We start from the raw sequence: 12,789 nt of genomic DNA on the forward strand, positions 1-12,789 counted from the left end.
GTGTTCTCCGTGATCATCCCCGTCTACCGGAACGCGGAGTTCGTACCGCGGCTGGTCGCCGAGTTCACCGTGATCGCCGCGACGGTCGCGGAGCGCTTCGGCATGGCGACGGAGTTCGTCTTCGTCGTCGACGGCAGTCCCGACGACAGCTTCGAGCTGCTGGAGAAGGCCCTGCCGGAGGCGCCGTTCCGTTCGCGGCTGCTGCTGCACGCGCGCAACTTCGGGTCGTTCGCGGCCATCCGGACGGGGCTGCGCGCCGCGTCGGGTGAGTACTTCGCCGTCATCGCCGCCGACCTGCAGGAGCCTCCGGGGCTCCTGCTGCGGTTCCTCGACGAGCTGGCCGGCGGCGGCGCCGACATCGCGGTCGGGGTGCGTGAGTCGCGTGACGACCCCGGGGCCTCCCGTCTGGCGGCGAACGTCTTCTGGGGGTTCTACCGGCGCTTCGTGGTACGCGACATCCCGTCCGGCGGCGTCGACGTCTTCGGCTGCAACCGGCGTATCCGCGAGGAGCTGCTGCGGCTGGAGGAGGCCAACAGCTCGCTGGTGGGGCTGGTGTACTGGCTGGGTTTCCGCCGGGTCGAGGTGCCCTACCGGCGCCGGGCCCGCGAGCTCGGCAGGAGCGGCTGGACGTTCCGCAAGAAGGTCGACTACCTCACCGACAGCGTCTTCGCCTTCACCGACCTGCCGATCCGGATCCTCACCGCCTGCGGAGCGTTCGGTTTCGCCGTGGCCGCGTGCCTGGCGGCGTTCGTCGTCGCCATGCGCCTGACCGGCCACATCCAGGCGGCCGGCTACACCGCGACGATCCTGGTCATCGTGTTCTTCGGCGCGCTGAACACCCTGGGGCTCGGCTTCATCGGCTCCTATGCCTGGCGCAGTTACGAGAACACCAAGAGACGCCCGCTCGCCCTGGTCCGTACGGCTCGCGTCTTCGAGGGCGCGCCCGGACCCGTTTCCCTCGTCCACGAGATCGGCGGACTGCCATGAGATCCGTTTTCGTCCATCCCCGGGCCATCTGTGAGAGCTCCGAGATAGGACCGGGCACCAGCGTGTGGGCCTTCGCGCACGTGCTGCCGGGCGCCCGGATCGGAGCCGACTGCAACCTCTGCGACGGGGTGTTCGTCGAGAACGACGTCGTCCTCGGCGACCGGGTGACCGTCAAGTGCGGCGTCCAGCTCTGGGACGGGATCACCGTCGAGGACGACGTCTTCGTCGGCCCGAACGCGACGTTCACCAACGACCCGTTCCCGCGCAGCAAGGTCCGCCCCGAGCGGTTCGCGCGCACCGTGGTCCGCTCGGGGGCGTCCATCGGCGCGAACGCCACGATCCTGCCGGGGGTGGAGATCGGTACCGGTGCGATGGTGGGGGCGGGTGCGGTGGTGACGCGCTCCGTGCCGCCGAACGCGATCGTGACCGGCAACCCCGCCCGCATCAAGGGCTACGTCACCGACACCGGCCGCGCCGGAGTTCCGGAACCCGGCTCCGGCCCTCCGGAGACGGGCAGGGTGGATCTGGGAGTCGGCGGCGCCTGCCTGCACGGGATGCGCGTGACGAAGGACCTGCGCGGTGAGCTGTCGGTGGGCGAGTTCGAGCGGGAGCTGCCCTTCGTCCCCCGGCGTTACTTCGTGGTCTTCAACGTGCCGAGCCGGGAGGTGCGGGGCGAGCACGCCCACCGGCGTTGCGCGCAGTTCCTGATCTGCGTGCACGGCTCCTGCGGCGTCCTCCTCGACGACGGGCGCAACCGGCGTGAGATCACCCTGGACGGTCCCGCCCTGGGCGTCCACATGCCGCCGATGATCTGGGGCACGCAGTACCGCTACTCCCCCGACGCCGTCCTTCTCGTTTTCGCCTCGCACTACTACGACCCGGAGGACTACATCCGCTCCTACGACGAGTTCAGGAAACTCGCCCGCGACCTCCCCGCACCGACGTGAGCGATCGGCTGCGGCGGTTCACCCCGTTCACCCGGTTCGTCGTGGGCGGGGCGGCCAACACCGGGGCGACCTACGGGCTCTTCGTCCTGCTGTCGCGATGGATCACGCCCCCGGCCGCCTACTCCGCCGCGTACCTCACCGGTGTCGCCATCGCCTACTTCGTCAACACGATGTTCGTGTTCCGGGTGCGTCCCCGCGCCGGGTCGGCCGCGCGCTTCCCCGTCGTGTATCTGGTGTCCTACCTGGCCGGCCTGGGCATCCTGACGCCGCTGACCCGGGCGGGGATCGACGGCAGGCTCGCCATGGCGGCGGTGCTGGCGGTGAACGTCCCGCTGACGTTCGCGATGACCCGTCTCGTCCTCGGGAAGGCCGGCGTCCCGGCTCCGGAACGGACGGCCGCGCCGCCCACTCCGTCCGCGAACCAACCTTCTCTCGGCAAATAACGCCTTTTATCAGCCCATCATCCTAGGCGACAGAATTTCGCCGTAAAATCTCACGATGGACACGAAGGCAAGAATTCAGAAATTTCCCCCAACGCAATAAGAAACGGCGCGTGTCACGGATCCTTCTCCCTGTTCACTGCGGCCATGACCACTACCGATGTGAGCGACATCCCGTTCAACCGAACGTACGTCGCGGCGAACGAGCTCGACCACCTCGGCCGGTCCCTGCTGCAGGGGTCGACCTCCGGTGACGGCCCCTGCAGCAGGCGTGCGGGCGCGCTGCTGCGGGCGGTGACGGGAGCCGCGCACGTACTGCTGACGCCCTCGTGCACGCACGCGCTGGAGATGTCGGCCCTGCTCCTGGACCTGCGGCCCGGCGACGAGGTGATCATGCCGTCGTTCACCTTCGTGTCGATGGCCAACGCCTATGCCCTGCGCGGAGCGGTCCCGGTGTTCGTCGACTGCCGGCCCGACACCCTGAACGTCGACGAGCGGCTGCTGGAGGAGGCGGTCACCGACCGGACGCGCGCCGTGGTGGTCGTCCACTACGCGGGCGTCGCGTGCGAACTGGAGATGATCGGCAAGGTCTGTGAGCGCCACGGCCTGGCCCTGGTCGAGGACAACGCCCACGGCCTGGGCGCCTCGTACCGGGGCAGGCCGCTGGGATCCTTCGGCGTCATGGCCGCCCAGAGCTTCCACGACACCAAGAACGTGCAGTGCGGCGAGGGCGGGGCGCTGCTCGTCAATGACGCCGGCCTGGTCACCCGGGCCGAGATCATCCGGGAGAAGGGCACCGACCGCAGCCGGTTCTTCCGCGGCCAGGTGGACAAGTACCGCTGGGTCGACGTCGGCTCCAGCTACCTGCTGTCCGACGTCCTCGCCGCGCAGCTGACCGCCCAGCTGGAGTCGTTCGGCGAGATCCAGGCGCGTCGCCACGCGGTGTGGAACGCCTACCACGAGGGGCTGGCGGAGTGGGCCGCCCGCAACGGTGTCTCCCGGCCCACGGTGCCGGACGGCTGCGAGCACCCGGCGCACATCTACCACCTGCTGCTGCCGGACCTGGCGAACCGGCAGGCGTTCATCGCCCACCTCGCCGGTCGGGGGGTGCGGGCGGTGTTCCACTACCAGCCGCTGCACGCCGCCCCGGCGGGCGTGCGCCACGGCCGCACCGCCCCGGGCGGGTGCCCGGTCACCGAGGACGTCGCCGACCGGCTCGTCCGGCTGCCGCTGTTCGCCGACCTGACCGAGGCCGACGTGGCGCGCGTGCTCGACGCGGCCCGCACGTACGAGGTGGGCTGATGTCGTGGCACGACCTGGTGGAGGCCGACGGCCTGCCGGTGCGGGAGTCCCCTCTGGAGTCCGCCCGGTTCGGTCTCTCGTTCGAGCGCGTCACGGTCTCCGCCGCCTCGGACGCCCCGCTCTCCGCCGTCCTCACGGCGGTACGGAGGTCAGAGGCGGACATCGTGGTGCTCCGTTACCCGGCACGGCACGTGGAGTGGTTCGCCGCCCTGACAGCGCTGGGCCGTACCGCCGTCCTCGCCGACTCCCTGGTCTACTGGCGGCTCGACGCGGGCAAGGGCCGCGGGCCGGAGCCGTCACCCGGCCTCTGGGCGGCGGGGGTGACGGACCCGGCCGTGGTGCGGGAGGCGGTCTCGGCCGTCTTCGGCTCCTACGGCAACCACTACCTGGCCAACCCCCTGCTCGACGCCGGGGCGGCCCTGGAGGGCTATCGGGACTGGGCGCTGCGGTCCGCGGCCGGTGGAGGCTGCCTGGGGCTGTACGGCGAGGCCCCGGACGGGCCGGGGTCCCGGCTGCTGGGCCTGGCCACCGTCGAGGAGGACGACACCCGGACGGAGATCCTGCTCGCCGGCACGGTCCCCGGAGCGCGTGGCCGCGGTCTGTACGCCCACCTGCTGAAGGGGGTGGAGGAGCGAGCCCTGGCCCGCGGCGCGGCCGAGGTCGTCATCTCCACCCAGGGGCACAACACCGGGGTGCAGCGGGCGTGGGCCCGCTACGGGTTCGAGCCCGTCTGCACCGCGCTCACCGTTCATCTGGTCCGGTGCCGACTCCCGCGTGCACCGGAACGCTGACCTCCACCGGGCGGCCCGGCAGGGCGGAGCCGGCGGGCGGCCCGGCCCGCTCGCTCACCACGTAGACGGGCCGGCCCATCCCGTTGCCATGGATGCGCCCGACGTACTCGCCGAGCAGCCCGACGGACATCAGCTGGGCGGAGGAGAACAGTGCGACCATCGTCGCGAGGGTGGTGAACCCGGCGACCGTGGTGTCCCCCGTCACGAACCGCCACAGCACGAGGCCGCCCAGCACCAGGCCGACGAGGCCCACCAGGAACCCCAGATAGCTCGCCGCCCGGAGCGGGGCGGTGCTGTAGCCGAGGAGCATGGTCATCGCGTGCCGGACCAGCAGGGGGACGGTGTAGTTGGACCGCCCGTCGCCGCGCTTGTCCATGTGCACCCGGACCGAGCCGACCCGGGTGGTGGACCAGGAGAGCGCCACGTCCACCGACACGTGCGGCCCGGACAGGTCCTCGAACCCGTCGCGCAGGCGGGTCCTGAAGGCGCGGAAGGCGCTGATCGACCGGGCCGCGCCGACTCCGAGCGCGCCGGCCATGGCCGCCTTGATCGACCGGGAGGCCAGGCTCCGCAGAAACCCGTGCTCCTCGCGATGCGAGACCCCGTACACCAGGTCGAGGCGGTCGCCCTCCAGGGCGGCCAGCAGGAGGGGGATCTGCTCCGGCGGATGCTGCAGGTCGTCGTCCATGGTGACGACGACGTCGTGGCGGGCCTCCCTGACCCCGGCGACCAGCGCGTTGTGCTGGCCGTAGTTCCGGGACATCCGCAGCGCGCGGACGTGGTCGTGCCCGCGGGCCAGTTCGGCGGCCGTCTCCCACGTGTCGTCCGGGCCGCCGTCGACGACGAGTATCACCTCGTACGGCACCGACATCGCCCTGAGGACCGGCACGAGCCTGGTGAGCAGTTCCGGAAGGGTCCGCGCGGAGCGGTAACACGGAATGACCACTGACACCGGCATGGATCCCCCACAATTCACCGTGGCCGATTACAATCCTCATTTATCCCGCCGACCATTACGATCCCGGAGTGACCGCCACATGGTTCGACTGGAAAGCGGGGCCGATCGGGACGGGAACCTTCCTTCCCGGCGACGATCACTTATCTCCGCACTTAGCCACCAGAGGATCACATATCTCCTGGCCGGCGCCGTAACGGCCGCCGCCTATTACGCTCTCCTCTGCCTGGCATTGGCCGTCACTGACGATAGGGTTCCGTACCTTTTCCTGGCGTTTGCCAGCCACGCAGTGACGGTGCTACTGGTCTATCCGCTGTTCAGGGCGGTGGTGTTCCGTTCCTCCGGCCAGCCGTGGCTGACCGGTCTCGCGCGGTTCTACACGGTGGGACTGGGGTTCATGGCCGCCTCGGCCGTCGGACTTCCCATTTTGGTGGAAATAGCCGGAATTCCGATCGTGGCGGCCCAGGCCATGATAATCGCCCTGAGTCCCCCACTGAGCTACGTCGTCCACCGTACGTGGACATTTTCAAAACGTAGAACCCTCTAGCGGTGGCAACGTTCCCTGAACCGTTCGACAAAGGCGAAGGACGGTGAAGAGCCGTCATTCCGGACTCCTCATAGATTCGGCGGAGCGGGGCGCCGCCGCAACCGTCGTACGGCGGTGCCCCGCCCGGCGGGAGCCGTGCTTCGGGGCGCGCGGTCCCGGCCCCGGATCGCCGCCTCCCACCACCGCTCTCGCGAGGAGGAACGCATGGAGGCCATCGAGATCCGCCGCACCGTCGAGCTGGAGGACCGCCACTGGTGGTACCGCGAACGGCGCGCCATCCTGGCGCGCGAGCTGCGCCGCATCGGCGCCCCCGGCGCCGCGCTCGACATCGGCGCGGCGGGGGGCGGCAACACCCGGGTGCTCGTCGAGCACGGCTGGGACGCACTGGTCGCCGACTTCTCCGAGACCGCGGTGGAGCTGGCCCGGCAGCGCGGGCTGCGGGCCGTCCACGCCGACGCGCGCGACCTCCCGCTGCCCGACGCGGGCTTCGACCTCGTCGTGGCCATGGACGTGCTGGAGCACATCGAGGAGGACGACGCGGCCGCCCGCGAGCTGGTGCGCGTGCTGCGCCCCGGGGGCAGGGCGCTGATCTCGGTGCCCTGCGACATGGCGCTCTGGTCGGCCCACGACGTGGCGTCCGGCCACGTCCGCCGCTACACGGGCGACGGCCTCACCGCCCTGCTCACCGAGGCGGGCCTGGCGATCGATCGCATGTGGAGCTGGAACGTCCTGCTGCGGCCGGTCGTCGCGCGCCGCAGGAGGCACACCTCCGGGTCCGACGTCGTGGAGACGTCCCCGCTGGTCAACCTGGCCCTCACCGCCGTGATCACCGCTGAGCGGTACCTCCCGGTGAAGTCGCGGCCCGGGGTCTCCCTCATCGTGCGGGCACACCGTCCTCGCTGAGGGTGCGCGCCCACCGGGCGCGCACCCCGGTCCGGGCGGTCCGGGCGGTCCGGGCGGTCAGGGCGGTCAGGCGTCGGGCAGCCGGTAGACGGCGCAGCCGCCGGAACGGAACCGCAGGTCCGCCACCTTCCCCAACCCGGCGCCGAGCCCCGGCTGCCGCTCGTCGGCGAAGAGCCAGCGCACGCCGTACCGGTCCCGCAGCTCGCGGACCGCGGCCGCCGAGGGGGACGAGAAGACCGCGTCGTTGGCCCGCAGCCGGTCGGCGTCCCAGAACGGGAGCTGGTGGACCTCGCCGGGTCGCGCCCGGTCCAGGTTCGTCGCGGTGTAGGCCCACCCCTCGACCAGTACGCGCCGCTCGGACAGCGCGGCCACCCAGAACTGCGCCTTGTCGCACAGGTCGTGATAACCCCAGCGGCAGTGCGCGTTGGAGGCGACCAGGTCGTCCGGATCGGAGTGGTCGCGCAGCCACCGGGCGGCGGCCGGCGCGCCCGGGGGAAGGCTCCGCTCCCCGGGCGCGACGAGGGTGCCCGGGGTGTCGTGTCCGATTGCGAGGACCCGGGCGTGCAGGTCGGCGGGCAGCGCGACGGCGGCGAGCGCGACGGTGATCAACGCCCAGGCGCGCAGCCGCCCGGCCGTGCGGACCAGGACGGCCGCCGCGACGACCGCCACGGCCGGCAGTGCGACATACGGCAGGTACAGCAGGCTGTCCGGCCGCCCCGGCCCCAGGGGGACCACGACGCCGCAGGCGAACGGGACCAGGTAGACGGCGGCCACCCCACCACCGGCGGCGAGGGCCGTCCACCGGCGCGGCAGACCGGCGCGCCGGTGGAGGGTGAGGAGTCCGTGGACCGACAGGACGGTCAGGTAGGGGTAGGCCGCCCAGAGGAAGAAGAGCTGGCTGCGGGTGGGATGCCCGAGCAGGAGCCCGGCGCCGATCCCGGCCGTGCCGATGCCCAGCATGAGCACCGTCTCGGGCCGGGCGAGCAGCCCCGGCCGGCTCAGCAGACCGGGGATCCCGGACCAGGCGATCACCTGGGCCAGCAGGAAGACCAGCGTGATACCCAGGAGCGAGGCCGCCGGCGGCTCGCCCGCGAGGCCCGTCAGCTCCGTCCAGGCGGTGCGCATGTGGAAGAGGGGCGCGAGGGAGACGCCCTGCCGGACCCCGCCGAACAACACGAACTGGGCGAACAGCAGGCAGACTGCGGTCATCACCAGCATGACCAGTGAGGTCCGGTGTGGACGGCGCCGCCGGACCGTCTCCACGACCGCCACCGCCGCCAGGCCTACGGCCAGCAGTGGGAGATAGACGGCCTTGGCCCCCATCACCGCGACCGTCAGGACGCCCGTCATCACCCACCGGCCCGCCCCCCGCCGGCCCCCGAGCATGTCGACGACCAGCAGCGTCAGCGGGGCGAACAGCAGCGTCCCGAACGTCTGGGTCGGGCTCTGCCAGGAGAGGTCAGGGACACCGCCCCAGGTGAAAGCCCCGTTCTTGCCGAGGTACAGACTCGGCACCGTCACGAAGAGGATTCCGGCGACCACCAGGAGGCCGCCCGTGTGGGAACCGGTCACCCGCCGCCCGATCAGGCCGAAGACGACGACGATCGCGGCCAGCATCGGCAGCATGGCCAGCCGTAGCAGCAGGACCACCGGCTCCACCCCGGTGATCCAGTTCGCCGCCGCCAGGTGGGCGTAGACGAACCAGTGGTAGAAGAGCGGCTCGCCGGCGATCCACGGCGTCGTCGGCGGCAGATGATACTTCAGCTCACCGACCAGCGCCAGGTGGAACGGCAGGTCGTAGAAGGCCGCCTTCAGGTCCGGCCAGGCGAGAGGGGTGATGCGGTAGACCATGAGTACGCTCCAGGCGACGAGGAACGCGACGGCGAGTGCGATCGACCATGACCACCACGCCGGCGCCTTCACCCGCGCGCCACTCCGCCAGTGCCGCCGCAGTCCCGGCACCGCCAGGAACACCGCGTACGTCACCGCGGGCCAGGCGAGCACGGCCAGTGGCGCCCCGGCGGCGCGGGCGGCGACGTAGACCCCCACCTCCACCGCGTACCCCAGCGCCAGCCCCAGGGCGAACTCCTCCGCCAGCGTGCGCGCACCGCCGTACAACGCCCGGACCAGCAACGTCCCCGGCAGGGCCAGCGCCAGAACCACGTACGCGCCGAAGAACGTCAGATCCCGGACGGACACGCCGTAGTACACCAGCACCGCCGCGGTCAGGAGCGCCACCGCGGCCGCCGGCGTCCAGCCGGACCCCGCCACCCGCCGCGTCCCGCCGCCCCATCCGGACTGATCCCCCGGAATGCCCGCCGCGGGCACCGGCGAATCCGACACGGCACGTCCCAGGGATGAAATCACCTTCATGCCCGCAAGCCTGGGACTCCCCGCCATCTCGCCCGCCCGCGCACCCACCGCTCCGGCGAAGTCCTTGCCAGACCTTTGACGCCCCCGAACGGACGTCAGGCCGCACGGGCGTCAGGTCGCACGAACACCTGGACGGCCCGGACGGCCACGCACCGGCGGATCTGCTTTCCGTAAAAATCTTCGCATCACGCCCGTGCCCCGGCGGGACGGATATCGCGGCTCCATATCATGCCGCCATGACCGTCCTTTCCATCGCCCGGAACGCCCTCCGGCCCTCTTATCTGCCCGTAATGGCGCACAAGGCATGGATAAGGGCGAGATACGGGCACGACCGCGAGAGAAAGGCCGCGACCGCGTGGGCGGCGCGCCACGCCGAGGACGTCGAGAGCTGGGTGAGAGGAATCGACCCGCTCCTGTGGCGGGAGGCCGAGGATTTCTCGGCCTGGCTCGCCGAGTCGGCGCGGTGGCGGCTGCGGAAACTCGCCCGCGACGGGGTCGACCTGGGCGGACCCGGCGGGATCGAGCTGCTGTACGTCCTGGCCCGGCTGCTGCGGCCCGCCGTCGCACTGGAGACGGGCGTCGCCGCCGGCTGGTCGACCTCGGCGATCCTCGGCGCGATGCGCGCCAACGGCGGCGGCCACCTCTATTCGAGCGATTTCCCGTTCTTCCGCCTCGCGAACCCCGAGCAGTACATCGGGTACGTCATTCCCGAGGAGCTGCGAACCTCCTGGACGCTCCATGTCAAAGGTGACCGGAGAAACCTGGAGAGAATACTCCTCCCGGGGGTTTCGGTGGACCTCGTCCACTACGACTCCGACAAATCAAGGGAAGGACGGGAGTTCTTCCTCGGGCGGGTCAGGAACCACCTCGGGGCGGGCCACGTCCTCGTCATGGACGACATCCAGGACAACCTCGTCTTCCGCCGCCATGTGGAGGGCCGCCCCCGCTACCGGGTCTTCGAGTACCGGGGGAAGTACATCGGGATGACCGGCCCCGGGCTCGTCGCCCTGGAGCGAGAGGCGGCCGGAACCTGACACCGGGCCGCCGGGCCCGCCGTTCGCCCGGCGGGGGTCCACCGGGCGCGGCACGGGACTCCTCCCCATGGCCCCCATAAGTCGGGAAGGAAACGATCAAAGGCATGCGTCCGGGTCCCCGCTGATGTGATCGCGCCAGCAGGCTTGCGCGCATGGACACCGCATCATCCGCCGGCCGTCCGGCGCCGGAACAGCTCTCCGCGCCGGGCGCGTCCGGCGTGGGCGGTCGACGCCTCCGGCCCTCCGCGGCGTGGCGGTGGCTGCCGACGGCCCTCGTCACCGCCCTGGTCACCGGGACGCTCCTCTTCTATGGGGTCTCCGTCCGCGACCTGGCCGCGTTCGGCTGCTACGTCGCGCTGTGCCTGGCGCTTCCCGGAACACTGCTGGTCCGGGCGTTGTACGGCGGTGCGCGCACGCTGGCGGAGGAACTCGCCCTGGGACTGGCGCTGGGGTACGCGGTGGAGGCGGGGGTCTACGTCGCCGCCCGCGCCGCCGGGGCGCCACTGGCCGTGCTCGCCTGGCCCGCGGTGACGTACGCGGTGTTCCTGGCGGTGCCGGGACTGCGGCGGCACTGGCGGGGACGTGCCCGCCGGCCGGTGACGCCCGTCTGGTGGCCGGCGGCCCTCTCGCTGGTCATGACCTACCTGGTCGTGCTGAGCGCCGCCCGGTTCTTCCGGGGAAACGCCCTCGGCTGGCCCACGCTCGCGGCCTCCGACCTCGACATCCCCTTCCACCTCGCGCTGATCGGCGAGCTGAGGCACCACATGCCGCCGACCGTGCCCGCGGTCGCCGGGGAGCCGCTGCTCTACCACTGGTTCGTCTACGCCCACTTCGCGGCGGCGAGCTGGGTGACGGGCGTCGAGCCGCTCGTCCTGCTGCTCCGCCTGTCGATGCTGCCCATGCTGGCCGCGCTGGTCGTCCTGCTGGCGATGACGGCCCGGCGCCTCACCGGCTCGCCGGGCGGGGCGCTGCTGGCGGTCGGCGGGACGTTCCTCGCCACCGCGCCGAATCTCTACGCGGGCCCGAGCCTCGGCACGTTCACCTGGCGGAGCGTCCACGGCTGGACGAGCCCCACCCAGACCTTCGGCGCCCTGCTCTTCGCCCCGGTGGTGCTCCTGCTGCTGGACCTGGTGGCGGGCCGGCGGGGAGCCGGGCGGTGGCTCCTGCTGGGGGTGTTCCTGGTGGCGATGACGGGCGCCAAGGCCACCTACCTGCCGCCGCTCGCCGCGGGTTTGGCGGTCGTGGCCGCCGTCGAGGCGGTCCGGCGGCGCCGGCCGCCCTGGTCCGCCCTGGCCGCGCTCGGGATGACCGGCGCGTGCGTCCTCTACGGGCAGGCGGTGCTGTTCGGCGGGGCGCGGCAGGCGATGGTGGTCGATCCGCTGTCCCTGCTGCGCCCGGCCTGGGCCGGGCTGACCGGCCACGACCTCGGCGACGCCCCCGCGCCGGGCTCCCTGGCGACGCTCGCGGCGGTGTACCTGCTGTGTCTGCTCATCACCTGGGCCGGCGTCCTGGGGCTGCTCGTCCGGCCCGGCCTGCTGCTGCGGCCCGGCGTGCTGCTCATGCTCGGCATGGGGGCGGCGTGCCTCGGCGTCGTGCTCCTGTTCGGCCATCCCGGCCAGGGTCAGCTCTACTTCTTCAGCGCCGCCTGCCCGTATCTGACGACGGTCGCCGCCTACGGGCTCGTGACGGCCGTACGGCGGGGCCGTATGCCGCCCGCCGCGGTCGGGGCGGCGGCGGTCGCCGGGATGGTCGCGGCCTGCGCGGTCCGCGTCGCCTGCGGCACCCGGGTCCCGCTGCCGCCGGGCAGGCCGGAGAGCGACCTGTACCTGCCCTACGCCGCGCTGTTCGCCCTCGTCGTCCTCGGAGCGGCCGTCCTCGCGGTGAGACGGGCCGGGCCGCGTCCCTGGGCGGCGCTCGTCGTCGCGCTGGCGGCCGTCGGCCTGCCCGCAGCCTGGTGCCTGCGCGCCCTGTCGGCGGCGGAGGGCGTGCCGACGGGCTCCCCGCTCGAGGGGGTGCCGCCGGTCGCGGCGCGGGACGTCCCCCGGGAGGCCCTGGCAGCGGGGCGATGGCTGCGCGACCACTCCGGCCCGGACGATCTGGTGGCGACGAACACGCACTGCCGCTGGGGGTTCGAGAACCCCTGTGACAGCCGGCAGTTCTGGGCCGCGGCGCTGACCGAGCGGCGGGTGCTGGTCGAGGGGTGGACCTACACGGCGGCGAACATGAGCCGCTGGCGTCCGGGACAGGCCCCGGAGACCTTCCCGTTCTGGGACACCGCACGGATGCGGGCCAACGACGCGGCCTTCGCGGCGCCCTCGGCCAGCGCGCTCCGCGAGCTGCGGGAGCGCTACGGCGTGCGCTGGCTGCTGGCCGACGAACGCGCGGGGCGGACGAGTCCGGAACTCGGCGCGTACGCGCCGCTCCGGTTCCGCTCCGGCGACTACGCCGTGTACCGGGTGCCGGGCTGACGCCCACCGCCGGACCCGCGCTCCACGGGGGCCGGAAGAACG

At 72.2% G+C, this 12,789-nt stretch carries 11 protein-coding genes; 9 read left to right on the forward strand and 2 right to left on the reverse strand.

The features are described 5' to 3' along the window. The 5 genes from AB0D67_RS03660 (at nt 1) to AB0D67_RS03680 (ending at nt 4,467) form a co-directional block, all read left to right on the forward strand. The gene (locus AB0D67_RS03660; RefSeq protein WP_362929496.1) at nt 1-987 is read left to right on the forward strand and encodes a glycosyltransferase family 2 protein; all 987 of its coding nucleotides are present in this window, start codon (nt 1-3) and stop codon (nt 985-987) included. Beyond that, complete coding sequence (locus tag AB0D67_RS03665; RefSeq protein WP_362929498.1) at nt 984-1,934, forward strand: WxcM-like domain-containing protein; 951 nt, start codon at nt 984-986, stop codon at nt 1,932-1,934. The genes AB0D67_RS03660 and AB0D67_RS03665 overlap by 4 nt, the downstream gene beginning before the upstream one ends. Then, the gene (locus AB0D67_RS03670) at nt 1,931-2,377 is read left to right on the forward strand and encodes a GtrA family protein (RefSeq protein ID WP_362929500.1); all 447 of its coding nucleotides are present in this window, start codon (nt 1,931-1,933) and stop codon (nt 2,375-2,377) included. The genes AB0D67_RS03665 and AB0D67_RS03670 overlap by 4 nt, the downstream gene beginning before the upstream one ends. A 144-nt stretch (nt 2,378-2,521) precedes the next feature. Then, nucleotides 2,522-3,676, forward strand: coding sequence for a dTDP-4-amino-4,6-dideoxygalactose transaminase (gene rffA / locus AB0D67_RS03675; RefSeq protein WP_362929502.1), 1,155 nt, complete (start codon nt 2,522-2,524; stop codon nt 3,674-3,676). Continuing rightward, nucleotides 3,676-4,467: a GNAT family N-acetyltransferase gene (locus tag AB0D67_RS03680; RefSeq protein WP_362929504.1), complete on the forward strand. Its 792-nt coding sequence runs from the start codon at nt 3,676-3,678 to the stop codon at nt 4,465-4,467. The genes rffA and AB0D67_RS03680 overlap by 1 nt, the downstream gene beginning before the upstream one ends. On the opposite strand, the gene AB0D67_RS03685 is transcribed toward AB0D67_RS03680, so the two are convergent. Further along, nucleotides 4,418-5,425: a glycosyltransferase family 2 protein gene (locus AB0D67_RS03685; protein ID WP_362929506.1), complete on the reverse strand. Its 1,008-nt coding sequence runs from the start codon at nt 5,423-5,425 to the stop codon at nt 4,418-4,420. The two genes, AB0D67_RS03680 and AB0D67_RS03685, sit on opposite strands and share 50 nt — an antisense overlap. A 79-nt stretch (nt 5,426-5,504) precedes the next feature. On the opposite strand from AB0D67_RS03685, the gene AB0D67_RS03690 reads away from it, so the two are divergent. Further along, nucleotides 5,505-5,969 carry a GtrA family protein gene (locus tag AB0D67_RS03690; RefSeq protein ID WP_362929508.1) on the forward strand — a complete coding sequence of 155 codons (465 nt, stop codon included), beginning with the start codon at nt 5,505-5,507 and terminating at the stop codon, nt 5,967-5,969. A 204-nt stretch (nt 5,970-6,173) separates the two neighbouring features. Next, a complete protein-coding gene (locus AB0D67_RS03695) occupies nt 6,174-6,872 on the forward strand; it encodes a class I SAM-dependent methyltransferase (protein WP_362929510.1) in 699 nt (232 codons plus the stop codon). 66 nt (nt 6,873-6,938) lie between these two features. Here AB0D67_RS03695 and AB0D67_RS03700 read toward each other — a convergent pair whose 3' ends face one another. Beyond that, nucleotides 6,939-9,215: a hypothetical protein gene (locus tag AB0D67_RS03700; protein ID WP_362929512.1), complete on the reverse strand. Its 2,277-nt coding sequence runs from the start codon at nt 9,213-9,215 to the stop codon at nt 6,939-6,941. A gap of 266 nt (nt 9,216-9,481) precedes the next feature. Between AB0D67_RS03700 and AB0D67_RS03705 the strand changes: the two genes are divergently transcribed. Then, nucleotides 9,482-10,279: a class I SAM-dependent methyltransferase gene (locus AB0D67_RS03705; RefSeq protein WP_362929514.1), complete on the forward strand. Its 798-nt coding sequence runs from the start codon at nt 9,482-9,484 to the stop codon at nt 10,277-10,279. Nucleotides 10,280-10,431: 152 nt separating this feature from the next. Then, a complete protein-coding gene (locus AB0D67_RS03710; RefSeq protein ID WP_362929516.1) occupies nt 10,432-12,747 on the forward strand; it encodes a hypothetical protein in 2,316 nt (771 codons plus the stop codon). Nucleotides 12,748-12,789 lie beyond the last annotated feature (42 nt).

The organism is Streptosporangium sp. NPDC048047 (assembly GCF_040653115.1).
In the GTDB taxonomy this organism is placed as follows: domain Bacteria; phylum Actinomycetota; class Actinomycetes; order Streptosporangiales; family Streptosporangiaceae; genus Streptosporangium.